Origin of the sequence: Flavobacterium sp. YJ01, assembly GCF_029320955.1 — a bacterium.
In the GTDB taxonomy this organism is placed as follows: Bacteria; Bacteroidota; Bacteroidia; order Flavobacteriales; family Flavobacteriaceae; genus Flavobacterium.
In genome coordinates this window covers 324,083-349,271 of sequence record NZ_CP119757.1, presented here as the reverse complement: position 1 = coordinate 349,271, position 25,189 = coordinate 324,083, and the positions used below count along the sequence as shown (strand labels likewise).

General features: G+C 31.5%; 21 protein-coding genes. 12 read left to right on the top strand and 9 right to left on the bottom strand.

Features of this window, described 5'->3' with window-relative positions:
• Positions 1-28: 28 nt before the first annotated feature.
• The gene (locus P0R33_RS01615) at positions 29-2,464 is read right to left on the bottom strand and encodes a histidine kinase dimerization/phosphoacceptor domain -containing protein (protein WP_276173846.1); all 2,436 of its coding nucleotides are present in this window, start codon (positions 2,462-2,464) and stop codon (positions 29-31) included.
• A 205-nt stretch (positions 2,465-2,669) separates the two neighbouring features.
• On the opposite strand from P0R33_RS01615, the gene P0R33_RS01610 reads away from it, so the two are divergent.
• Positions 2,670-4,637 (top strand): sigma 54-interacting response regulator, encoded by a 1,968-nt coding sequence (locus P0R33_RS01610; protein ID WP_276173844.1) that lies wholly within the window; start codon positions 2,670-2,672, stop codon positions 4,635-4,637.
• Here the strand turns inward: P0R33_RS01610 and P0R33_RS01605 are convergent.
• Complete coding sequence (locus P0R33_RS01605) at positions 4,634-5,389, bottom strand: alpha/beta hydrolase (protein WP_276173843.1); 756 nt, start codon at positions 5,387-5,389, stop codon at positions 4,634-4,636. The two genes, P0R33_RS01610 and P0R33_RS01605, sit on opposite strands and share 4 nt — an antisense overlap.
• A 314-nt stretch (positions 5,390-5,703) precedes the next feature.
• Between P0R33_RS01605 and P0R33_RS01600 the strand changes: the two genes are divergently transcribed.
• Entirely contained in the window at positions 5,704-6,540 is an 837-nt protein-coding gene (locus P0R33_RS01600) for an alpha/beta hydrolase (RefSeq protein ID WP_276173841.1), read from the top strand.
• A gap of 190 nt (positions 6,541-6,730) precedes the next feature.
• Here P0R33_RS01600 and P0R33_RS01595 read toward each other — a convergent pair whose 3' ends face one another.
• Positions 6,731-7,411 (bottom strand): metal-dependent hydrolase, encoded by a 681-nt coding sequence (locus tag P0R33_RS01595; protein ID WP_276173839.1) that lies wholly within the window; start codon positions 7,409-7,411, stop codon positions 6,731-6,733.
• A gap of 86 nt (positions 7,412-7,497) precedes the next feature.
• On the bottom strand, positions 7,498-8,928 hold the full coding sequence (locus P0R33_RS01590) for an NAD(P)/FAD-dependent oxidoreductase (protein ID WP_276173837.1): 1,431 nt from the start codon (positions 8,926-8,928) through the stop codon (positions 7,498-7,500).
• A gap of 173 nt (positions 8,929-9,101) precedes the next feature.
• On the opposite strand from P0R33_RS01590, the gene P0R33_RS01585 reads away from it, so the two are divergent.
• The 3 genes from P0R33_RS01585 to P0R33_RS01575 all read left to right on the top strand — a co-directional run bounded on the left by P0R33_RS01585 (position 9,102) and on the right by P0R33_RS01575 (position 10,687).
• The gene (locus tag P0R33_RS01585; RefSeq protein WP_276173835.1) at positions 9,102-9,296 is read left to right on the top strand and encodes a hypothetical protein; all 195 of its coding nucleotides are present in this window, start codon (positions 9,102-9,104) and stop codon (positions 9,294-9,296) included.
• 169 nt (positions 9,297-9,465) lie between these two features.
• The gene (locus P0R33_RS01580) at positions 9,466-10,098 is read left to right on the top strand and encodes a hypothetical protein (RefSeq protein ID WP_276173833.1); all 633 of its coding nucleotides are present in this window, start codon (positions 9,466-9,468) and stop codon (positions 10,096-10,098) included.
• Between the two features lie 136 nt (positions 10,099-10,234).
• Positions 10,235-10,687, top strand: a complete 453-nt coding sequence (locus P0R33_RS01575; protein ID WP_229351163.1) for a hypothetical protein — start codon at positions 10,235-10,237, stop codon at positions 10,685-10,687.
• Between the two features lie 91 nt (positions 10,688-10,778).
• Here P0R33_RS01575 and P0R33_RS01570 read toward each other — a convergent pair whose 3' ends face one another.
• Positions 10,779-12,323, bottom strand: coding sequence for a helix-turn-helix domain-containing protein (locus P0R33_RS01570; protein ID WP_276173830.1), 1,545 nt, complete (start codon positions 12,321-12,323; stop codon positions 10,779-10,781).
• Positions 12,324-12,935: 612 nt separating this feature from the next.
• Here P0R33_RS01570 and P0R33_RS01565 point away from each other — a divergent pair.
• Positions 12,936-13,412 carry an isochorismatase family protein gene (locus tag P0R33_RS01565; protein WP_276173828.1) on the top strand — a complete coding sequence of 159 codons (477 nt, stop codon included), beginning with the start codon at positions 12,936-12,938 and terminating at the stop codon, positions 13,410-13,412.
• A gap of 39 nt (positions 13,413-13,451) precedes the next feature.
• On the opposite strand, the gene P0R33_RS01560 is transcribed toward P0R33_RS01565, so the two are convergent.
• Entirely contained in the window at positions 13,452-13,610 is a 159-nt protein-coding gene (locus P0R33_RS01560; protein ID WP_276173826.1) for a hypothetical protein, read from the bottom strand.
• A gap of 479 nt (positions 13,611-14,089) precedes the next feature.
• On the opposite strand from P0R33_RS01560, the gene P0R33_RS01555 reads away from it, so the two are divergent.
• The 3 genes from P0R33_RS01555 to P0R33_RS01545 all read left to right on the top strand — a co-directional run bounded on the left by P0R33_RS01555 (position 14,090) and on the right by P0R33_RS01545 (position 19,552).
• Positions 14,090-17,266 carry a SusC/RagA family TonB-linked outer membrane protein gene (locus P0R33_RS01555; protein WP_276173824.1) on the top strand — a complete coding sequence of 1,059 codons (3,177 nt, stop codon included), beginning with the start codon at positions 14,090-14,092 and terminating at the stop codon, positions 17,264-17,266.
• A 12-nt stretch (positions 17,267-17,278) separates the two neighbouring features.
• Positions 17,279-18,703, top strand: a complete 1,425-nt coding sequence (locus P0R33_RS01550; protein WP_276173822.1) for a SusD/RagB family nutrient-binding outer membrane lipoprotein — start codon at positions 17,279-17,281, stop codon at positions 18,701-18,703.
• 246 nt (positions 18,704-18,949) lie between these two features.
• Complete coding sequence (locus tag P0R33_RS01545) at positions 18,950-19,552, top strand: murein L,D-transpeptidase catalytic domain-containing protein (RefSeq protein WP_276173820.1); 603 nt, start codon at positions 18,950-18,952, stop codon at positions 19,550-19,552.
• 68 nt (positions 19,553-19,620) lie between these two features.
• On the opposite strand, the gene P0R33_RS01540 is transcribed toward P0R33_RS01545, so the two are convergent.
• Positions 19,621-21,081, bottom strand: a complete 1,461-nt coding sequence (locus P0R33_RS01540) for a sialate O-acetylesterase (protein ID WP_276173819.1) — start codon at positions 21,079-21,081, stop codon at positions 19,621-19,623.
• Positions 21,082-21,273: 192 nt separating this feature from the next.
• Between P0R33_RS01540 and P0R33_RS01535 the strand changes: the two genes are divergently transcribed.
• The gene (locus P0R33_RS01535) at positions 21,274-21,735 is read left to right on the top strand and encodes a cupin domain-containing protein (protein ID WP_276173817.1); all 462 of its coding nucleotides are present in this window, start codon (positions 21,274-21,276) and stop codon (positions 21,733-21,735) included.
• A gap of 15 nt (positions 21,736-21,750) precedes the next feature.
• The gene (locus P0R33_RS01530) at positions 21,751-22,632 is read left to right on the top strand and encodes a dihydrodipicolinate synthase family protein (protein WP_276173815.1); all 882 of its coding nucleotides are present in this window, start codon (positions 21,751-21,753) and stop codon (positions 22,630-22,632) included.
• A gap of 54 nt (positions 22,633-22,686) precedes the next feature.
• Here the strand turns inward: P0R33_RS01530 and P0R33_RS01525 are convergent, their stop codons facing one another.
• Positions 22,687-23,184 (bottom strand): acetolactate synthase small subunit, encoded by a 498-nt coding sequence (locus tag P0R33_RS01525; protein ID WP_276173813.1) that lies wholly within the window; start codon positions 23,182-23,184, stop codon positions 22,687-22,689.
• 448 nt (positions 23,185-23,632) lie between these two features.
• Between P0R33_RS01525 and P0R33_RS01520 the strand changes: the two genes are divergently transcribed.
• Positions 23,633-24,598: an alpha/beta fold hydrolase gene (locus P0R33_RS01520; protein WP_276173811.1), complete on the top strand. Its 966-nt coding sequence runs from the start codon at positions 23,633-23,635 to the stop codon at positions 24,596-24,598.
• A 7-nt stretch (positions 24,599-24,605) separates the two neighbouring features.
• On the opposite strand, the gene P0R33_RS01515 is transcribed toward P0R33_RS01520, so the two are convergent.
• Positions 24,606-25,088: a hypothetical protein gene (locus P0R33_RS01515; protein WP_276173809.1), complete on the bottom strand. Its 483-nt coding sequence runs from the start codon at positions 25,086-25,088 to the stop codon at positions 24,606-24,608.
• Between the last annotated feature and the right edge of the window lie 101 nt (positions 25,089-25,189).

Genomic DNA, 25,189 nt, shown 5'->3' with positions numbered 1-25,189 from the left:
ATAAAAGAAAAGCGAAATCATTAGCTACTTATTTTCTTTTTTCGATGATTGGAAATTCTTTAGAAAACTCAATTTTAAGAATTGTTCCGTTTTTATTTTCCATAGAAAAATGCGCTTCCAAATCGTCGCTCAAACCCTTAATTAAACTTAATCCGAAAGAATTGATTTTTTTAGAATTGATATCAGTATCAAAACCAACTCCATTATCAGCAATGGTTAAAAGATATTTATTTTCTGAAGTCGCCTCTAAGGTTACATAAATCAATCCTATGCGATTTTCTGGAAAAGCATATTTTATTGAATTTGTGATAGATTCATTTAAAATAAGTCCAAGTGGAACTGCCTGAGCAACATCCAATTCTAAAGGATCTATTTTTATTTCGAAACGAATTCGTTGACCAAGCGAAAATGATTCACGTAAATATTCGACCAATTCTTTGATGTAATTTGGCATATTGATCGTAGAAATATTTTCAGAATTGTATAATTTCTGATGAATCAATGACATAGAATGTATACGATGCTGGCTGTTTTTAATGGCTGAAAGTGCCATATCATTTTCTAAATAAGCCGATTGCGAATTTAAAAGGCTTATTACGGTTTGAAGATTGTTTTTTACACGATGATGAATTTCTTTCAAAAGCCATTCTTTTTCATCAAGCAAATGCCTTAAATTGATGTTTTTCTGATTGATTTCTTTTTCTTTAAGTTCTAATTCGGCATTATTTTTTTGTTTCAGTCGATATCTGTTATACAATAAAGCAATCGTAATCAGTAATAAAACCAAGCTCCAAATAGAAAGCGTATTTAATAATTTTGATTTTTTGAGAGCATTTTCTTGAAGAGATGTTTCTTGACTTAAAAGCTTGATTTTTTGTTCTTTATTTACGCTTTCATATTGAATTTTAAGTTCTTCAATTTGTTTGTTTTTTGCATAATCCATAAGCGAATCACTAAATTTCTTGTAGATTTTGTGATTCACTAGTGCAGATTTAAAATCTCCATTTGCAGAATCCAATTTATAAATTGACATATAGAGAGCTTCTGAACCATAGTTTTTATTATACTTTTTTGATAATTGATCTATTTTTTCAACATAATATTTAGTGTTCTTATAATCAGCGCGATTAGCGTAAAACAGTGCGATAGTAGAATAGCTGTTACAAACATCTCTATGAGTTTGCGGAGACTCTAAAGCATCTGCAGCTGCAGCAGTTTTTTCGAAATATTTTTCGGCTGTGCCATAATTTTTAATTCTTGCATAACAATTCGCGTAGGCAAAATTAACCAGCATTTTGTCAAAGTTATTCGGAGGCGAAAATTTACTCGTAACCGTATTCATGTATTCAATTGCCTCTTTATTTTTTCCTTTCATAGAAAGAGAAGCTGCTGCCGTTACAAAACTTTTGTACCAACTACCGCTGTTAAAAACGTTTTGTCCGTATTGAATACTTTTTTCAGCCATTTTAGAAGCTTCATCATAATGCCCCATATTTAAATAAATCAATCCTAATCTCATGTAGAAAATATCGGCAAAGGTGTAGTCTTTGGTGTTTTCCATAGTTTCTACACTTTTTAAAGCATAATAAAACGCACTTTTTATATTAAACTGAACACCTTCTATATATGAAATTGTTGTCTCTCCAAATTGCTGTTGTCTAAAACCGATTTTTCTCATGGCAGCAATATTTTGATACAGTATTTTTTTTGCATCATTAATTTTTCCGTGCCAGAAATAAATGGTGCAAATCTTCATTTTTGCTTCAATTACTTTTTCAGGAATGCCTAATTCTTCGTATAAAATTTGAGCTTCTTTTAAGATTTTTTCTTTCTCTGGATCTAAATCATATTGATAACTTGCTTGATTTAGCAAAGCATAAGCCAGAGCAGCTTTGTTCTTTTCTTTTCTGCATTGTGCGACAACCTGTTGAAAGCATTTTTTACTTTCTGGATAATTATTAATTTGGAAATAAAATTTACCCAAAAGCATTGCACTTTCGTCTTGCCACTTTTTGATTTTCAATTGCTTGCTTATTTTTATAGCTTCAGAAATATAGAAATTGGCATTTTTTAAATCGTCAGGTTTTGCAAAGGATTGAAACAAATAAAAATTTCCTAATTGAAATGCTAGTTTTAATTTGTCTTCTCCTTTAGATTTAGAAAAAAGCTGTTTTACGGCTTCAAGATTTCCTTTTTCAATTAAATCATTTCCAATAAGATAAGTTCCATCATTATAACCTTCATCATAAGCTAATAAGACGGGAAGTTTATAAGCTTTACATGTTAAAACCACCGAACTATCGGCATCAATTGATCCTTGATTGGAATTAAATAAATAAGTGGAGCAAGTTTGAATTAGCAAACGTTTCTTCTTTAAATCATAATTTGCTGTTGCAGGATGATTTTGTGCCTCAGAATTAATTAGAATAAAGAATATTAAACAAAGAGAGTAAAATATCTTCATAGTATATTGAATTATATTTTTAGTAAGTTTTTAATTAACAAATATATACACAAATTACTTTCTTGAAATTATAAATTAATATGAAAATTAATATTAAATGTGATTTTAATTTATCTATTTTTGGAAATCATTTATTTTAATTGTGATAATTAACTATTTTTGTTTCAATTAATTAAGTGCAAGATAATATAAAATTTACTCACTTATGAAAAACTCAGCCGATAACGGACATGAAGCTGTTTCTTCAGTTTTGAAAAAACGAATTTTAATTGTAGAAGATCAATTTATTGAAGCGCACGATTTACAGTTAATTCTCGAAAAAGCAAACTACGAAGTAACAGGAATTGCACGTTCGGTTGAACAAGCTTTGGAGCAAATTGAAATAGAAAAACCAGATCTTGTTTTCTTAGATATTATGCTGAAAGGAACTAGAAATGGTATCGAATTAGCACACTTTTTAAAAGAAAAAAATATTGGTTTTATATTTATTTCTGCCAATTCGAGTAAAAGTATTTTAGATCAGGCAAAAACTACGCATCCTTATGGTTTTATTGTAAAACCTTTTCGCGATCAAGATGTTTTAACAACTTTAGAAATAGCATTTTATCGTCAGCAATATAGTTTAGAATCCCAGCTAAAACAGCAATTTCAGTTGCAAAATGAAATAGCAGAAATTGTAAATTCAAACCTAAAAAAAGAAGATGCACTTCTAGCTTTCGCTAAAACAATTCAAACTTATATTCCATTTGATTATTTAGAAGCTGGTTTTGTAACGTCAACTCATTATGATAAGTTGGGAGTTCTCCGTAAAAATTTAGATTTATATCAGATTATTGATTTGAAAAAACTTTCTCAAATTTCGGAAGTTTCTGAAAAAGAGATAAATGAAACTTACAGAAAGTCGAAAATTGATAAAGAACCAATAATTTATAGTGAAGAGTCTTTAATAAATAACTTTCAGGAAGCGCCAATAAGAGCGTTGATTTCTCATAATTTCGGAATCAAATCGTATTTGGTTTTTCCCGTTTATGTGGCAACTATTCAGAGCTATCATTTTACTTTTTACAGTCGAAATTTAAATATTTATAGTCAAGAAAATTTAAAACTTTTAAGTTCAATCGAGCCTATTTTTTCTCAGTTTATTGCTAAAATTTATTCTAATGAAGATGCTGTTTCGGTAAAGAAAAAGGTAGAAATTAAAAACAATAAGCCAATTTCAGAAGGTTTTGAAGGAATTATTGGCAATAGTTCTCAAATGGTTTCAGTTTTTAATTACATCCGAAAAGTCGCGCCTTCAGATACTTCTGTTTTGGTTTTAGGCGAAAGCGGAACTGGAAAAGAGAAGATTGCGCAAAATATTCATGCCTTATCTCCAAGAAAAGAAAAGCCACTTGTCATTATAAATTGTGGCGCAATTCCAGAAAATCTGGCAGAATCGTTGCTTTTTGGCCACGAAAAAGGCGCTTTTACGAGCGCAATGGACAGAAGAATTGGCAAATTTGAATTGGCAGACGGCGGTACTATTTTTTTAGACGAAATAGGAGAGATGTCTTTAGAACTTCAAGTAAAATTGCTGCGCGTTTTGCAAGAAAGAGAAATTGAACGCGTTGGCGGAATGTCTTCTATAAAAATTGATGTTCGTATTATTGCCGCAACCAACAAAAATCTCGAAGAAGAAGTTGCTGCTGGTAGATTTCGAATGGATTTGTATTATCGTTTGCACGTTTTTCCGATAATGGTTCCTTCATTAAAAAAACGAAAAGAAGATATTCCAGATTTAGCCAATCATTTTATAAAAGTTTACAGCGAAAAAATGGGAAGAAAAGCGCCAAATCTTTCTGATTTTGTACTGCAGCAAATTATGAATTACAATTGGCCTGGAAATATCAGAGAACTCGAACATGTAATACAACGCGCTATTTTGCTGACAGATGGAAATACGATTAAAGAAATTGAACTTTCGATGTCTTCAAAAATGCATCCTGAACAAACGGGAGAGCCATTTTCTATCAAAACGATTTTAGAAAACGAAAGAGATTATATTTTGTACATTCTAAAAAAATGCAACGGAAAAATTTCTGGCGCGGGCGGTGCGGCAGAAATTTTAGATATTCATCCTTCGACATTAAATTCTAAGATTAAAAAACTGGAAATAAAAAGAGAAATCAGTTAAGAAAGTTTCTCCAAACAGTTTGAGATAAATTCTGCAATGCATTCCCAATTTTGTTGTTTTAAAACCAAATGATTACTGTCTTTAAACTCTTTATAGCATGTTATCGAATGAATGTTTTTATATTTTTTGAAATTGGAATATTGAATAGAAACTTTAACAAAATGATCTTCTGAACCTGATAAAAATAAAATTGGAGCGTGTTTTTTCTTGAAATCTATTTTAGCCGAATTGGAAAAAATATCGCAAAAAACAAGTTTTGATTCTGGAATTACTAGTTTTTCGTAGGTTGTTTTTTGTTCCTCAAAACACATTTGATTGGTGAAGAAATTTTGCCATTTTTTAAAAGGCAATAAATAGTTTTTTTTTCTAGAATGAAAGAAATTAAAAGTGCTCCAGATCTTTCGATAAAAAGAAAAATTATAATAAATGACATTACTTGGCGGAATAGAATGCAAACAAATTCCAGCCGAACCCAAATCTTTTTGAAGCAATAATTGTGTCAAAAGACCTCCGTAAGAATGCCCAATAAGAATTGGTTTTTCGGGAAGTTTTTCGATAATTTCTGTGTAATAATCCAATAAATCGTTTAGCCGAATTGTGGCAATTTTAGAAGAATTAGTTTGCCTTAATTTTTCTGCGGTTTCATTTTTATAAGGCCATGGCGGCGCGACGGTTTTATAACCTTTATTTTCAAAAAAAACAATCCATTCTTCCCAGCAAGAATGACTAATAAATGCCCCTGTAATAAACATAATCGTCTTTTTATTAGATAAATACATAACTACTTGATCATTAAGATTGTTTTTTCAGAAAAGCGAAAGTGGTTTGCATATTAAAAACAAAAGGAATGCCTTTTTTGTAAAGTATTGATTATAAAAGCATTCTTGCTATTTACGATTTTACAGTTATTAAATATCGTTAAAAACTGGTTTTAATTATTGAAATATCATAATTAGAAATAGTGTAATTGAATGTAAAAGCCTTGTTTTCAGTTGTTTTTTGTTTTGGTTTAATCTTTGCCAATTTCATTGAAAGAATTATTGACTCCAACCTTTAAATTATAATTATGAAAAAAATTTATGATGCAGAGACACGTTTTGCCGATGCAGGCGATCGTAAAATTGCTTATCGTTCTTACGGGAAAGGAAAAGCAGTATTTTTTGTGAACCGTTTTAGAGGAACTCTAGACACTTGGGATCCTTTATTTATAGCATTGATGGCAAAAAAGTTCAATGTTATCGTATTTGATTATTCTGGAATTGGTTCGTCTACAGGAAGTTTGACGCCAGATTTAACTGTTGTTGCTAAAGATATTAAAGATCTTGCTGATATTTTGAAGATAGATTCGATTGTAGTTTTGGGCTGGTCTTATGGCGGATTAGTAGCGCAGGCAGCGACTTTATTATATCCTAATTTGGTAACACATGCAGTTTTAATTGGCACGAATCCTCCTGGTAAAAATGAGATTCCGATAGAACAAGCCTTTTTTGATGCCGCTTTGAAACCGCTGAATGATTTTGAGGATGAAATTGTTTTGTTTTTTGAACCCAAATCAGAATCTAGCAAATTGGCGGCAAAGGCTTCACACGATAGAATTCATAAAAAAATTGATGTTTCAAAAATTCCTTCCACAATGGATGTTTTTCAATTGTATTTTGGTGGAGGCGATGGTTTTAGAGAGGACGTTTTGAATTTTAGAGAACAAATTAAAAAGACCAAAACGTCAATTTTGATTATTTCTGGAGATCATGATATTAGTTTTGCGGTCGAAAATTGGTATTCTTTTTTCAATCAGATGACCAATGCGCAAATGGTTGTTTATTCAGGAACTGGACACGCGCCACAACATCAGTTTCCTGAATTAACTTCAAAACATATTATCAATTTTGTAAAGTACACATAATAGCATTTAGAATTTTTATCGCGCATAGTAATTTTCTAAAAGAAATATTATGTGTTAAAAGGAATAGTGTCAGCAGCTATTCCTTTTTTTATGATTTTTATTTTGATGGATTTGTCTTTTGATTTTAAGCATCATGATATTTCGCTAAAAGAATTTTTTTAGCGAAATATAACAATGAAAATCATTTGAATTATAAGTCTATTGTAGTATTTATTTTTGGTAAATAAAGGTCAAGATTTGCATTTTTGAATGCTTCTAAAGCTTTTTGATGATCCATTATAATAAAGCCAAAAGTATCGTAATGAACGCCTAAGATTTTATGAACGCCAACCAATTTAGAAGCTTCGATTGCTTCTTCAATTCCCATTGTAAGTCCGTCGCCAATTGGGAAAACAGCAAAATCAAGTTTGGTGAATTTTAGAATAATCTGCATGTCTAAAGTTAAGGCGGTATCTCCGCTGTAGTAAAAATTTCCTTCTGGAGTCGTCAACACAAAACCACAGGCAATTCCGCCATAAGAACCGTCCATAAAACTGCTAGGATGCTGTGCTATCACACATTTTACAGTTCCAAAATCGAAATCAAATTTTCCGCCTGGATTTATTGGGTGTGCATTTTCAATTCCTTGTTTTAATAGCCAATTGTAAATTTCAAAATTTCCAAGCACTTTAGCGCCCGTATTTTTTGCAATTCTTCCTACGTCCAAAATGTGATCGTAATGCGCGTGAGAAATTAAAATATAATCTGCTTTTATGGCATCAATATCAACCTCTTTTGCTAATTCATTTGGACTGATAAAAGGATCAAAAAGTATGTGTTTTCCATTGGTAAAAACCGAAAAACAAGAATGTCCGTAATAAGTAACTTTCATGATTATAAGTTTTAATTAGTTAATAATTACTATTATTTTTCAAGAAATATGCCACTAGATTTACGTTCTTAATTTGAGAACATAAATTACTTAAAATCTTTTTTCTTCAAGCATCGACCTCTCGGTTCATTTGCTTCGTGAAGTACAATTTCAGAATGCAGAAATTCTGCCGCTTTTGCTGAATCTTTTACTTTTACAGCGCTTCGTTTTAGCATTTCTGCCTCAAATTCATTCAAAACACTTTCTCTAATTCCGGCTTTTTTCCAATACGCTGGCGATTTACAACCTTTAAATATTTTACGCGCCAAAGAAAGCGCATCTAATAAAGCCTGATTTGCGCCTTGTCCTTTAAACGGGCTCATTGGGTGCGCTGCATCGCCAATTAAAGTAACTTGTTTTCCTTTTGAAAGCAATTCTGGATTTAGTAATTCTCTATCATAAACGGGATAACCTGAGATTTTATTTTCTTCGGTTGCCAATAAAATTTGCGGAATAGGATCGTGCCATTGTGTTCTGCGAATTGCTTCTTCTTTTAAGGCTTTTGGTCCTTTAACACTTAATTCTTTTGCCTTTTCTTCTAACATCGGAAAACTAAGCTGCCACATTACCGAATCTGCATCATAAGGCATAATGTAAATTCGCTCGTGTCCGTTTGCCGTTTGAAAAACGGTTGCAGAATCTAATAAGGAACTATTTAGATTTTCTAAAGAATGCAATGGGCAAATTCCTAATATCACGATACAATCTAAATATCGCAATGGTGTAGTTTCGTCGCCAATTAATAATCTTCGCACTGAACTTCGTATTCCGTCTGCACCAACTAAAAGATCTCCTTTAGCTGTTTTTATTTCTCCATTTACTTGAAAAGTTAAATCAATGCTTTCGTTTTCTTGTTCTTTAAAATCAATTAATTGATGGTTCCATTTTATAATATTATGATCGCCTAATTGCTCTAATAAAGCTAAACGTAAAGCCTGACGCGCTATGTGCATATTAGTTCGTTTGGTTGCTTTTTTCTCTTCAGATTCCAACCATTTTCTAATTCCCCATTCTCCAATTACTTTGCCTTCAATAGTATGAACCAAATGTCTAGTAGAAACGACACCATTTAAAGAAAAAATTCCCAATCCTTGAATTGCTTTACTAGCTTGTTGTAAAGTTAATCCGTAGCCTTGAGAACGCGATTCGAAGTTTTCATCACGTTCGTAAATTGTAAATGGAATTCCGCGATGAAGACAAGCTACAGCCAATGCAACGCCGCCAATTCCCGCACCAATGATAGCGACATGAGGATAAGTTTCTTTATTTGGGATAATAGAAGTTTCGGCAGAAATTAAACCGGATCCAGAACATTTTAAACAGACAATTTTATGCGCTTTCGGACGAATAGGAGCAACACCTTCGTTATTATTTTTTTCAAATTGTTCTAATGCCGCTTGGTAATGAAGCCTAACTTTCTTGGTAAGTCTTTGGCTTTTCTTACTTTGTCCTTGACATTCTGGGCAAATAGTCCACATATTTTCTGGTGTAATTTTTTAGTGATACAAAATTAGAATTATTTTTTAGAAGAAATTTTAAGAGTTGTAAGAACTTGTTTTGCAGTAATATTTTATAATTTTTAGAAATGATTGTATAAGTTAAAAGGGGAGGATTTGAAGTAATTTTATAAAACATTTTAAAACGTAAAGTTATGAAAACGAATAGCCCGATTCCGAACAGCAATAATAAAAACGATTCTAACAATCGAAGTGATACAAGAAAACATCAATACAAAGATCACGATGAAGTTTTGACAAATGATGAAAATTATGATGCAGACAGCAAGAAGTTTAAAGGCGAAGAACCTGACTTTGATGATAAGCTGAATAATGAAGAAAAAAAATAGAATATGAAAACGCCTCCGTCTTTTGAGAGGCGTTTTTCTTTTTATATAAATGTTAAAATTGGCTTTTTTTGATAAAAATGAAGAACTAAAAAAAAATATAATTTGATTTTTATAGATTTGTAGAATCTCCCGAAAGTATTTGGGAAACAAAAATAAATTACCAAAGACAATGAAATTCGTTACCTCAATATTTTTTCTGTTCCTATTTGTTTGTTCAAATTCCTATTCGCAATTAAGTTCAGATAAAATATTTGAAAGCTTCAAACAAGGAGAACGTACCAATTGTTCTTCAATTGCTTTTATTAAAGCCGCCTTAAATGTTTACGGATTGGATAATCTTTTTGTAAGCGAAAAATTAAACGACAATTCATACAAAATCACATTAAAAAATAATGCATCATTTAATTTGAAAAGTGATGAATTGAATAAAGCCAAAATATCTGCTGATTTTGTTTTCATTAAAGATACCGAAGAAAGCGCAAAAATTGTAGAGTATGCTATTTTGACTTATGCTGTAATGGCTAAATACAAACAAATTATTGATAAACAATCGACTTTTGAAAGTGCATTGGAAGATTTAGAAGATGGTTCTGTTTACACACCAACAATTTATAAATATTTAGGATTCAAAATAGGCAAGCAAGTTGAAAAGCTTAAAAGAGAATCTGGAAGCGAATTTTGCGGTGTTGTCGCGTGGTCGACTGCGCATGCCGTTTTTGTCTGCGAAGATTTTATGGATTATTATGGAAACAGAAAAAGTATCTATATAAAATATCCAGGACGCTTTAGAGTAATAAAATAATCTAACAAATATTCCTCTCTTTTGTTATAGAACGACTTAACAGCAACTTAAACTAAAAAAATAAAATAATAAACTTGTAATTTAAGTTAAATTATATACTTTTGCTGTGATCCAATAACCAAATCTACTTAAGACAATGAAAAGTAAAATTTTTTTACTAAGTTTTCTTTGCTTTTTAACGACTGTGGCTGTTTCAGCACAAGCAAAGAATGCACCTAAAAGTATTATCAGTACAACAGCCATAATCCGTAAATACCACGATCAGAAAGAATTAGCTGGTATGCAAAAAGGAGAACTTTTAGAATTGTACATCGAGCGTATCAAGGTTTTAGTAAAAACGTTGCCTTATATCGCTTTGGTTACTAAACCAGGTGTTACAATGGCAGACTTAGGTATTCCAGACGACAATGACCATAAAAAAGTATTAGACGGACAAGCAGTTGGTACAACAACTTTCTTAGAAACAACTGTAGAGTTTCAGAGAAAAATGATGCCTTACTCTGATAAAGGAAATTTAATTGCTGCAATTTTGTTTTACGAAAGCACATTAAAATCTTTACACGAGTTTAATGAATTGAACGAAATGTAATATTCTATAAAAACAAAAAAAACTCCAAAGTAATTTGGAGTTTTTTTTGTCTATAATTTTCAGAATTTTTACTTCAATAAAACGATGTCTTTTAGCTGTTTTTATTTTCAGGATTATTTTGAAGATAGGTAATAAACGTTAGAGGTGAAACGCCGGTTACTTTTTTAAATGTAATCGTAAATCTGCTATGTGAAGCAAAACCAGCTTGGTCGGCAAGATAACTGATTTTGTATTTTAAATAAGAATCATCATTTTTTAAGCGATCAATAATATAATTTATTCTCAACTCATTGATATAGCTGGCAAAATCTTTTGATTTATGTTTATTAATAACATAAGACAAATAACGATGATTGACATTTAATTCTGCTGCAACAGAGTTTAAAGACAGCGCTTTATTTAAAAAAGACAATGATTTTTCAAATTCTTTTATGCTTTGCAAAATGCTATTTTCAGTAGCTTCAGACATGTATTCTTTGGCAATTTCTTTCTTCTCAATATCAATTTCTATGTTTTGAGATGGTTTAGCGTTATGAATAAAATCTCTGATTTTTTTATAATCCTGTTTCCTTTTAAAAAAATAAATGGCAACAGTGCAAAAAATAGCGAAAAGACAAATACCAATAATTACAAATTTGGTTTTTTCATATTCAGACTGACTGTCTAAATGCTTTTTTTGAAGCGTTTTTATTAAATCATCTGCAATTACTTTTTTATTGTCATTTTCAGCTTTTGTTAACTCCAGATTTTTTTCATTGTAAGTAATGTATTTTTTGGTGTCAGTGCCTTTGTAAAATTCCATCAGAGAATTGTAAACCTCTTGTTTTAGCGCAGAATAGTCTGATTTCTCCGCAATTTCTTCTGCTTTTTTGTAATTAAGCTTTGCTTTTTTATAATCTTTTAATGAAGTGTATACATTTGCAATTCCATTATAAATAAAACCTCTCAACGGACTGTCATAAGATAGTGATGATTGAAGTTCTTTTTCTGCCTTTTCATAATGAAACAAAGCAGAATCATTTCTCTTTAATTCTAGATAATTTCGAGCAATAAGCTCGTCGTTGATTGCAATTTGGTAGTTTTTATCGCTTGTACCTTCAGCTTTTTCAAACAATTGAATCCCTTTTTTAAGATGTTTAATTGCTTTTGCATAATTAGAATCGAGTAATTCGTAACAGGCTAATTCCTGAGATAAATTTCCTTGAAATCTATACATTTCGCTTTTATCTTTTATTTTTCTGCTAATTAAAACCGCTTTGTTAAGATAAGTTTTTCCAACATGAAATATTTCGCTTTCGCGATAAAGCGAAGCCATAAAGCCATATATTTTAGATTGTACTACAAAATCTTTATCTATTAAGGCAAATTCTTCAGCTTCTTTTAGAGCAGCTATTGCTTCATTATTAAGTCCGTATTGGTATAAAATATGAGCTTTAAGCATACGGGTTTTAATTTTATCAGAATTAATTTTTGCAATTCTGTATAAATAATCGGTATTGCTAAGCGCTTTTTTTGGATTTGAACTTAATAAAACTTGATAGGTTTCAGTATAAATTTCATTGAATGATTTCTGTGAATAACCCAAGTAATTGGAAAGAAAAAATAGAATAAAGAGAAAAGTAGTTTTTAAGTGCATGTATTATAGATTATAAAATTGAATAATCTCCAAGAATATGGAAATTCAATTTTTGATGGAATAAAGTTTATTTTGGAAAGGTAATGTACTTAATATTTTTTAAAATAATGCTAACTCTTTTTTTTCTTAACAACATTAAATTTTAATGTGTTATATAAAAATTTTTGAGACTAAAAGTAACGACTCTATTTTTCTTTTTCTTCTTATAAAGTGCTTATCAAAACCAGAAATTCAACAAATTGATGAAGATTGAGATTTTTCAGCATTTAATTATTGTCTTTTTTTTAAAGTATTGTTTAGTAGTGTTTTATGTTTTTTTGTTGTTTAGAATATTTTATCTATTACGTAATTTGTAAAGAAACGCCTCAATTTTTGCTTCTTCTTATTGTTAGTTTCGCAATCAAATTTTTTTATTGAAGCAAGAGATTTAATCTTTCGTTTAGTAACTTTTTTTGTTGGACTGCTGGTTTCGTAAAAGATGCAAAGTTTACTCAAATAATTTTGCTGTACTGCCAATCGCTTTAGAGGGGTCCGAAGTTATTTGGTTTGATGAGTATTATATTAGATAAATAATGTGTCTGAAAGCAGCAGTTTTCAATTAATATATCAAGAATGAAGAGAAAATATACTAAATCAGCATTATTGTTAATTGATATTCAGAACGAATATTTCTATAAAGGAAAAATGGAATTCAAAGGAAGTTATGAAGTAGCTTCTATTGCTAAAAAATTGCTGAACGATTTTAGAAAAAAAAGAAAAACTGTAATTCATGTACAACATATTGCATTAAATAAAAATGCCTCTTTTTTTATTTCTGGAAGTTATGGTTCTCAAATATATGAAGAAGTTGCTCCGATAGAAGGAGAAATGATTATTGTAAAAAACACTGCAAATAGCTTTTCAGGAACTGATTTGTTTAATTATTTAAATACTAAACAAATTGAACATTTAACCATTATCGGAATGATGAGCGATATGTTTAATGATCCAACAGTTCGTACAGCGAAAGATTTGGGTTTTAAAGTAGAAGCAATTGGTAATGAATATGTTTTGAAAAAAAATATTTTAAAGAATGAATGTGTCCCATAATTATTTATACATTTTTTAGCTTATGAGTTGAAAACTTTTTTAAATGAAGTTTTTTGGAAAAGACCAGATCAATGTCATGTTTATGATAATGATCTGGTCTTTTTCATTTGTAAAAAGTTTAAAAAGAGTATGACTTTTAGATGTTTTTAATAAAATACTTACATGATTTCCGTTTGGAGTTGCTATTTCAACTATCATGTTTTTAGTGTTTTATATTTAAGAAAACGTTTTTGTTAACATTTTTTTTGCAAAAAGACTGCAAAAAATTTTCACATTAAAATTTTTAATTTACTTTTGTTCTATCAAATTAGTAGAATTTAAAAATAATGAACACTTCAAGATTACATATTATCGATTTCACTTCTCAAAAAATAACTTCTGGCATGTCTTGCCTGATGTGTTGGTGCAATTAAAATTCTCCACTTTATAAAAATCACTCAAATTTTTCAAATAAGATGAATCCTTTTCGGAGGTGAAATCATGTATAAAAGCCAGTTTAAAAAGTATTAACCAAAAAAAAAGTAAAAATGAAAAAACGAATGTGTAGATAAAAAAAGAAAACCATTTCTGCTGGAACAGAAATGGCGAAGCTTAAAGAAATTGTACATCTCTAGAAGAAAGCAAAAGTGTAGTAAAACTATCCTTTTGCTCTTCATTTATTAAACTAAAACAAAGTAATGAAAAAAAAATTAGAAAGATATACATGGTTATGTATTTTGTTGATTTCCATAGGAGTTAACGCGCAAGAAACAAAGCCGTTAATTCAGTCAAAACTAGAAGGAATCGTAATTGATGCTGTTACAAAAGAGCCCGTTATTGGAGCTTCAATTAACATAAAAGGAACTACGCACGGAGTTCAGACAGATTTTGACGGAAAATTTTATTTCCAAACCGGACAAAAATTCCCTTATACTTTATTAGTAAGCTTTTTAGGTTATAAAAAAGCAGAAGTTGTTGTCGATAAAAATGCTGTTGTTATTGAACTTACAGAAGAGCAAAATCAATTGTCGGAAGTTGTGGTTACGGCTTTAGGTATTTCTAAAGAAAAAAAGTCTTTAGGATATACAACTCAAGCACTTAAAAACAGAGATATTGCCGAGACGAAAGAAACTAATTTCTTAAACAGTCTTAGCGGAAAATTAGCTGGTGTTCGTATTACAAATTCTCAAGGAGATATGGGATCTTCTCGTATTATTATTCGTGGAGAAACTTCGATTGCGGGAAATAATCAGCCGTTATTTGTAGTAGATGGAGTTCCTGTAGATAACTCGCAGTTAGGAAGTGTTGGTGGAGCAACGCGTGACTTTAAAAATGCAATTGCAGATTTAAACCCGAATGATATTGAAACTTTAACGGTATTAAAAGGGCCAAATGCGGCGGCGCTTTACGGATCTCGTGCAGCACATGGAGTTGTTTTAATTACTACAAAATCAGGAAAAAGCCAGAAAGGTTTAGGAATCACTTTAAATTCTGGTATTACAATTTCTCAGGTTGCTACTTTGCCAAGTTTCCAAAATTCATACGGACAAGGTTCAAACGGAAGATTTAGTTTTGTTGATGGAAAAGGTGGCGGAATAAATGATGGAGTTGACGAAAGCTGGGGACCAAGATTAGACGGAAGACTTATTCCGCAATTTTACTCAAATGGAGTGGCAGTACCTTTTGTTGCACATCCAAACAATGTAAAAGACTTTTTTAATACAGGAGTTACTTACGATAATAGTATTTCTGTTGCTAAATCAGATGAAAAATCAGATTTTCGTTTAGGAGTAAATAATCAAAAACAATTGGGAACGGTTCCTAATAGCGAAGTAAACAAAACAAACTTTACTATTAATACCAATTATCAGATTTCTAAAAATATTAAAGTGGGAGTAACGGGTAATTACATTACTACCAATGCGCCAGCTTTACCAGGTGGACCTTCTGGAAACCGTGCTGCGGGTGTAATGCTTCAGTTTCTTTGGTTTGGTCGTCAGGTTGATATTAATCAGCTTCAAAGCAATCGTGATGTTAACTGGAACAACAGTTACTACAGCAATCCTTATTGGAATGCTTATTACAATACTACAAGTCAGCAACGTAATCGTATTATTGGAGATGTTCACTTAGACGCAAAATTGGCTGAAGGTCTTAATTTCAGATTCCGTACAGGAGTTGATTATTATAATGATAGAAGAAAATATACTATCAAATATGGTACAAACGGAACGCCATTCGGATCTTATGCTGAAGATGCTTACACTGTAAATGAGCAAAATACAGAAGGTATTTTTACTTACACGAAAAAGCTAACAGATGATTTCAGTTTAGATGCTCTTGCCGGATTTAATATTCGTAATCACAGCGATGCAAACAATTACCAAAAAGCACCACGTTTGGCGGTACCAGATTTGTACACTTTAACAAACTCAAGAGATCCTTTGACATCTTCGAATACATTATCAAGATTGAGAGTTTATAGTGCTTATGCGTCTGCACAATTAGGATATAAAAACTATGCTTATTTGAACTTAACAGCGCGTAATGACTGGTCTTCAACATTGCCAAGCAGTAACCGTTCTTATTTTTATCCTTCGGTTAACGGAAGTTTAGTTTTAACGGAAGCATTAAAAATTAAAAGCAATACACTTGATTTCTTGAAATTACGAGGAGGATGGTCTGAAGTAGGAAATGATGCAGATCCGTACCAATTATCTACAATTTATAATTTCCAGACAGCATTTGATGGAAATCCAATTCAAACTTCTTCACAAAAGAAATTGAATGAGAATTTAAAACCAGAAACAACACGTTCTACTGAGGTTGGTTTAGAGGCAACTTTCTGGAAAAACAGATTGCATTTTGATGTTGCTTATTACAACACAAACAGTTTCGATCAGATTTTAGAAATCAAAACAACGGCTTCAAGTGGTTATAATTCACAGTTAATCAATGCTGGAAAAATAAACAATAGTGGTATTGAAATTCAATTAGACGGAAGTCCAATTCAGACAGAAAACTTCAAATGGAATATTGGAGCAAATTATTCTAGAAATAGAAGTAAAGTGGAGATTTTGGATTATGCAAAACAGATTCAGAATTACACAATAGGTTCATCTGGAGGTGTTGATGTTTTGGCATCTGTTGGACAAGCTTACGGAGCACTTTATGGAACGGCTTATTTGCGTGATGCTAGCGGAAATATCGTAGTAGGAGCAAACGGATTGCCAAAAGCTGATCCGACAAAGAGAGTTTTAGGACATTATACTCCAGACTATCTTGCTGGTGTTACGAATACTTTGACTTATAAAAATTTAGAATTATCATTCCTTGTAGATGCAAGTGTAGGTGGAGAAATTTTCTCAGGAACAAACAGAACTGGTACTTACACAGGAGTATTGGCTAATACACTTCCAGGTCGTGGTGCCGAAAATGGTGGTTTAAATTATTACTTAAACGGTACAACAAAAACATTAGTTAACGGAACTGCGCCAGGTGGAGCTACTGTATATGATGATGGTATGATTTTTAATGGAGTGTACGAAAATGGAAGTCCAAACACTACAGTACTTAGTGCTCAGGAATATTACAAAGCTTCATACAACATTAGCGAAGCTTACATATACAGCTCAACTTTTGTAAAAATGAGAGAAATCAAATTGTCATATAATTTTACAAAAGCATTTGCTAAAAAACTGGGATTAGAGGGAGCAAGTATTACTGCAGTTGGGCGTAATTTATTTTTCATCTATAAAGATGCGCCGAATATCGATCCTGAAACTGCTTTCAATACAGGAAATGCACAAGGTTTGGAAAGTTTGGCTTTGCCAACAACCAGAAATTTCAGTCTTAATGTTAATCTTAAATTCTAAAAACACGAAATCATGCTAAAAAAGCTATCATATATAATCTTATTCGGATTGACACTGACTTCTTGCAGTGATACTTTGGATGATATTAATAAAAATCCGAACGCGACCGAAACTCCTTTGGCGCCTTATTTGCTAACGGGAACATTAAAACAGGGATCGGACTTGTACTGGGGAGATGCTAATAACTTTAATTCATCTTTGTTGTTTGTTCAGCATTGGGCTAAAATCCAGTATACAGAACCAGATAGATACGATGTTTCTAATACATCTTTCACTTCTTTGTGGAATACGGGTTACGCAACTTTAATTACAGATTTAAATACGATAATTAATTTTCCAGATGCACAAGCCAATTCTAATTACAAAGGAATTGCTTTAACGCTTCGTTCTTGGACATTTCTTTTGCTGACAGATGCTTACGGAAGTATTCCTTACAAAGAAGCGGGATTGAAAGTAACGCCTGCTTATAATACTCAAAAAGAAGTTTATACAGGTTTGCTAGAAGATTTAAAACAAGCGCAATCTTTATTAAGTACTACAAATGGTACAGTAACAGGTGATTTGGTTTACAAAGGAGATATTTTAAAATGGAAAAGATATGTAAACTCACTTCGTTTGAGAATTGCCTTGAGAATTTCCGATAAAGAACCTGCTTTGGCGAAACAAGCGGCAATTGATGCAACTAGTGATGCAGCAGGAGTATTAAGCAGTAATGCTGATACTTTCAAATTTACTTATATCAGTTCACCTCAGCAAAATCCTGCTTCTGCTTGGTTTGAAACTCGTGATGATTTCCGTATTTCGAAAACTATGGTTGATAAGTTAAAAGAATTTTCAGATCCGCGTTTACCAGTTTATGCACAATTGCCATCAGACGCAAGTGTTGGTACTTACGTTGGAGGAGCAAACGGATTATCTAACAGTGATGCGAATAATCAAGGTTTTGCTAAAACATCGAAACCGGGAACTTATTTCTTGACTTCAACTTCGCCAGCTGTAATTTATTCTTACTCTGAAGTTTTATTTAATCTTGCTGAAGCGGCGGCTCGTGGTTATATTTCTGGAGATGCCGAAACACTTTATAAAAATGCGATTACAGCATCATTTAATCAATTTGGTATTACCGATGCAACAGCGATTTCTAATTATCTTAATCAGGCTAGTGTAAAGTACGATGCTTCAAATTATGCTAAATCAATTGGAACTCAAAAATGGATTGCATTTTATGGACAAGGTCTAGATGCTTTTACAGAATGGAGAAGATTAGATTATCCTGTATTAACTGCTGGTCCAGCTACAGTTTTGGACGGAAAAATACCTTCTCGTTTCTTTTATCCTGGAACTGAGCAATCATTAAACGGAAATAGCTATCAAGCAGCAATCGCTGTTCAAGGAAAAGATTTGCTAACAACAAAATTATGGTTTGACGCTAAATAATTTTTAGATAATAATCTCAAAATAGATAGTCCTGCATCAGTAATTGGTGCAGGATTTTTTATTTCTTAAAATGTTAAAGTCGACTTTTTAAAGGAAATTTTAACAGTTAAGTATCGCATTTTCAAATATTTATTATATCTTTAACACTTGAATGTGGGAATTGTATAAACTTTCCATATAATTTTGCAGCATTAAAGTATGAATAGACACCCAAATCTTTTTTTAACTTAAACTATTGCCTTCTATATGAGAATATTTTTTATGGCACTGCTTTTTTCTTTAACTTCCTTTACAACCTACAACGTAACGGAGAAGAAAGATATATTAGATGATATTGCGTTCGCAAGACTTAACGAGCATGTAAACGAAATTAAGGAGTTTACTAAATCGAACCACAAATACAATAGCAAAATTGCTTTTCTTGTGGATATGAAAATCAAATCTGGAAAAAATCGCTTTTTTGTTTACGATTTAGAGAACAACCAAATTCTAGATCAAGGATTAGTTGCACACGGATCTGGTTCAGAAACTGGAATTAAAGGTGATATCCTTCAATTTAGCAATGCTCCAAATTCAAACTGCACTTCTTTAGGAAGATATTCTGTAGAAAAAGCTTATAACGGCGTATTCGGAAAAGCTTTTAGACTAGCCGGTATGGATGAAACTAACAACAACGCTATGAAAAGAGCTATTGTGTTGCACAAATACAGAGAAGTTCCTACAGACGAACAAGGATACTATATTATCAACAGTCACGGCTGTCCAATGGTAAGTGAAGTGTTTTTCAAAAGACTTGAAAAAATCATTGACAGTTCAAATTCAAAAATTTTACTTTCGGTTTATTATTAAAATCCCAAAAGACGAAAAATATAAAAAGAGCACCCGTAAAGTGCTCTTTTTTCATTTTGAAAATTCAACTAAAAAAGTTTATCCCAAGGATTATCAGTTCGGAAAGGAACGGCAGGTAATCCTTCTTTATTTATAAAATTAGATTGTGCAGCTTCATTCCACCCAAAACGAGCAGAAACCGGATGAGGGATTTCTGATGCTGAAAGAATGATTTTATCTCCTTTTATTTCTGCTTGCGCTTTTACAAATTTTCCATCATTTCCTGCAATCGTAAACCAATTAAGAGGTTTTCCGTCGCGACTTGCTAAACCGCTACCTGTTTCAGAAAAAGTAATTTCGATTGTATTATCAATAACTTTCATTTTTTCGTAAACAGGACCAGACCAAACGATATTTTTTTGTCCGTAAGTTTTATTTGCAGCAAGAAGACTTAAACGTCTGCCAATTTCCCACTTGTATCCTGGATGAAGATCAGCAATACTATCAACCAAATCAGTAATAGCAATTGTGTTGGTATTCTTTAGATGAAGTGCCAGTTTTTGCGATTCCCAAAATTCAGGAAGCTGTTCAGCACTATGCTGGCGCTCATCTTTGGTAGTCGAATATGCGTAAGGAGCAAGCTGTACAAAATAAAAAGGTAAATTTTCATCATTCCAATCATTTCGCCAGCTTTCTATTAACGTTTTAAACTTGTAAGCATAACGAATATTTTCATTCAAAAAACAATTCGATTCTCCTTGATACCAAAGAAATCCTTTTAAGGTGTAGGGAATTAAAGGCTGAATCATGGTATCATAAAACTTTCCAGAATCGCCACCATCTGCACTAAGTTTTTCTAATGTTTTGCCATTTTTCAATTTAGGAGTTATTTCCATTTTAGAAGCCTGAATCCAAGGCTCAATTCTGCTTCCTGGAACTGCGGCAGAAATCATCCCGATAGGAACGTTTAATTTGGCATACAAATTTTTAGCAAAATAATATCCTACAGCAGAAAAATCTACTAAAGGTTTTCCCATTGCCGCATCCCATCCTAAATGTTCAGGACTTGGTTCCATATATTTTCTGCGATCTAAAAAAATACGGATATTCAGATTGTCAGCTTTATTCAAATCATCTTCTGGTGGTTTGTAACCCTTTGTAGCGGTTTCAAATTTGCTATATTTTCTCATGGCATATTCCATATTAGATTGTCCAGAACAAAGCCAAACTTCGCCAATTAAGATATTTTTTAGAACAATAGTATTTGTTCCTTTTATCGTCATTTCGCGTGGCGTAAAAGACGCTTTCATTGGTTTTAATTTTAACGACCATTTGCCCGAAACATCAGCAATCGTTGTTTTATTTTGTCCAGCAAAATCTACCGATACTTTTTCGCCCGCGCTTGCAGTTCCCCAAATTGATACTTCTTTGTTTTGTTGTAAAACCATATTATGGCCTAAAATTTTTGGAAGTGTAATTTGGCTGAAAGCATTGAAGTTTAAGACAAGAAAAATACTTAAAAATGATAAAGTCAGTTTGTTGTAATTCATTTTTTCTTTTTTGAATAGTTTCAAAAATAGCTAAATATAGTTTGGCATGTGTCCTGTTGCATCCTGAAGCTTTTTAATATCAAAGTTTTAATATCTGGACTACTGGATAATATAAAAACTGTATCAGTTTGATATTCCAATGTCATCCTATTTTTGTCTCGCAATAATGCAAAAACTAAAAAGATAATTATTATGGAAACGAATGAAAAAAAATTCTCATCAAAAGATTTTCATCAGACTTTTGCTAGACCAAGTTTTACAATGCCTGAAAAATTAATTCATCGAAATGTTGAAAATGCAGGCGAACACAATCAGTTTTCTACAGAACGAAAACATCCAGTATTTTTTGTCGATCTGCCAAGTAAAAATGTAAGCATGACAATTGGTGGATTGTTGCCAGGACAATTAACTAATAGACACAGGCATACTTACGAAACGCTTTTGTATGTTATTGAAGGTTCAGGTTTTACTGAAATAGAAGATCAGAAAGTAGAATGGAAAGCAGGTGACGCCGTTTATATTCCAGCATGGACATGGCACAGACATCAAAATTTAAGCGACACAGAAAGTGCAAAATATATTGCGACTGAAAATGCGCCTCAATTACAGAATTTGGGCGTAGCATTGAGAGAAGAAGAAGGAAGAGATTTATAAATTAAGAAGAAATACATGAACGATACAAAATTTAAAGGCATTATTGCCTATCCGATCACACCATTTGATGAAAATGAAAAAGTAGATATTACTTTATACAAAAATCTCTTAGAACGTTTAATAGTTTCAGGTTCTCATGTTCTTGCACCATTAGGAAGTACAGGAGTTATGCCTTATCTAAATGACGAAGAAAAACTAGCTATAACAACAGCCACAGTTGAACAGGTAAAAGGAAGAGTTCCGATTTTAGCTGGCGTATCAAATCTTACTACCGAAAGAACCATTTTTCATGCAAAAGAAGCAGAAAAGGCTGGAGTGGATGCCGTAATGATTATTCCGATGAGTTATTGGAAACTGAGTGATGATGAAATTGTAAAACATTATGATGCTGTAGCTAGAGAAATTTCTATTCCGATTATGGCTTATAATAATCCGGCAACAGCTGGAGTTGACATGTCTCCGAAATTATTAAAACGCCTTTTGGAAATACCAAATATTACAATGATTAAAGAAAGTACAGGAGATGTTCAGCGAATGCATTATTTAAAGAAAGAATTAGGAGATGATGTAGCTTTTTTTAATGGATCAAATCCATTGGCATTGTCTGCTTTTGCTGCGGGAGCTACTGGATGGTGTACAGCTGCGCCAAATTTAATTCCAGAGCTCAATTTAGCATTATATGAAGCTGTACAAAAAAATGATTTTAATGAAGCTCAAAAATTATTTTATAAACAGATTAATCTTTTAAAGTTTATTGTTGAGAAGGGATTGCCTAGAGCAATAAAAGCTGGTTTAAATCTTCAAGGCATTGATGGAGGACATTTAAGAAAACCTCTTCAATCATTGGAGAAAGAGGAAATTAATCAGCTAGAAACTATTCTGAATTCTTTTAAATAATGAGAATATAAGCCTGCAAAGTTTTATTTTGCAGGCTTTTTATTTAATGAAATTCTATTTAAATCCCTTTCCAGATTTAGCAATCGCAATTCTGGAACTTTCTACAAATTCAACAAGTTCAAATTTTTTAAGTTCTTTTACCAAATTAATACTTTGTATTTCTTGGACTGTAAATTCAAATATGGTATAAGTGTTGTCAACAGAAAGATGTTTTGCATTATATTTTTTAAGCATATCATTCAATTTTTTATTTATAATAATTTGATTTGTAGGTATTTTAAACAAAACCACTTGTGTCCAAACAATGTCTTGATTGGTATGATAAGTACATTTAAAAACTTCTATAATTTTTTCTATTTGAAGCGCAATATTTCTAACTGCATCAGGAGTTTCAGTTATTAAAATCGTGTATTTATAAATATCATCAATTTCACAAAGTGAAATATTGAGACTTTCGATTTTAATATTTCTTCGCGTAAAAACGAGTGAAATTTTATTGATTAAATCAAATCGGTCTTCTGTGTAAATCGTTAAGTTGTGTTGTTCTTTCATTTGTTTTTTTTCAAATCCGTTTAGGTTAATTTTAATTTTGAAGTAAAAAAAAACCTTTCTCGTTTTGACTGAGAAAGGTTGATTATAGACAATATAATTCCGACTCGTCAAAAGAGACAGGTAATAATAATTGCGCTAATAATAATAGAATTTAAATTTTTCATGTTTTATCAAATAAAAAAACCTCCCGGTTGAGGGAGGTTTTTTTGTATATAGTTTGTTAAACTTAATTAAAAAGACACTCCTCACGATTATCGCCGATAATTGTGTTAATGCTACAAATAATTGTAATTAAGTTTTTCATTTCTTTTTTTATTGAATGGCAAATGTAACTATTTTTATTAAACAGAAAACTTTATTTCGAAATTGAGTTCTTATTTTTTTAAACGAAATAAAAAGGTATTAATTGATTTCTTAAATTTGTTATAAGGACAAAAAACTTTTCATCATGCCAATAATTGAACAGTCAGAATATAATTTTCCTTCTTTAATGCATCGAAACAGGCATATTTCTACTATTTATGCGGCTTTGATCAAGAAGTTTGATGTTCCAGAATACACAAGAACAAAACACGAACTAAAAGACGGTGATTTTATTAATATCGATTTTATAATTAATGATTCTAAAAAGGCCATTATTTTATGTCATGGTTTAGAAGGAGATTCTAGAAGAACTTACAATAATAGCTGTGCTACTTATTTTGACCAAAAAGGTTTTTCAGTTTTTGCATGGAATAATCGGACTTGCGGTGGAGAAATGAATCGACTTCCAAGGCTCTATCATCATGGCGCGGTAGATGATTTAGATGAAGTGGTGCAATTTGTTTTTAATAAAGGATTTGAAGATGTCTATTTAATCGGATATTCAATGGGAGGAGTGCAGCTTTTAAATTACTTGGGTTGGACAAAAATCGATCAACGCATAAAAGCCGCCGTTTCGATTTCCGTTCCTACGCATATTGCAACAAGTGCAGAAGTTCTTAAACAAGGTTTTAACAAAGTCTATCTAAAGAATTTTACAATAGACATTAAAAAGAAATTGAAATACAAAGCGGCACAATTTCCAGATTTTATTAATAGCGATCAAATTGATAAAATTACTTCTTTTGAAGAAGTAGATCAGTACTTTACGGCTCCACTTCATGGTTTTGCCAGTCGCGATGATTACTATCAGCGCGTTTCTCCAGAATTTTCGCTAGTTAATATTACTACGCCAGTTTTGATTATCAATTCGCTTGACGATCCTTTTTTAGGAGAAAGATGTTATCCGAGAGCAATTGCTAAAGAAAGCGCTTATGTTTATCTCGAAACTCCTAAATATGGTGGACATTGTGCTTTTCCTTTAAGAGATTCTACTTATTCCTACGCAGAAAAAAGAGCTTTTAATTTTTTTGAATCCTGTAAATCTGCTTAGAATTCTCCTATTTTCCAGTTTTTTTATGCTTTAATTCAACTTTAAATTTGCCATAATAAGGATTTTCAGCCATTAGTGAATGTCCAATTACCAAAATAGTTTTTCCTTTTTGGTTGAGTTGTGTTTTTAAGTCCATTCCAAAAGGTCCGTCTGAAGTTTTATCAGGAAAAATAATTTGATTGAAACGAATATTAGCTTTTTCTTTATTTGGAATAATTGTCGCATTTATTTCGCCCAAATCTTCATTATCAAATTTTATGTAAATTTTTGAATGGAGAGAATCTAAAACTCCTTCCGCAACAAATGTTTCTTGTCCATTTTTAAAATTCATAAAAATAGTATCGCCAATCTGTTTGTTTTTTTCTTTTTTAGGCTCTTTATTTTGCTTTACAGAAGTAGAATCTATTGAAGAAACAGCAGTGTTTTTATTCTCTTTTTGCTGGCAAGAGAAAAAGAAAATAACGATTAGAATTGTCAGAAGATTTTTCATGATAATAATTTTAAGAAACATTCAAATGTACTTTTTATTAAAGCAAAACTGTTATACAATCTTTGTTGTATTTTATATTTTACATATTCTTAATAATTAGA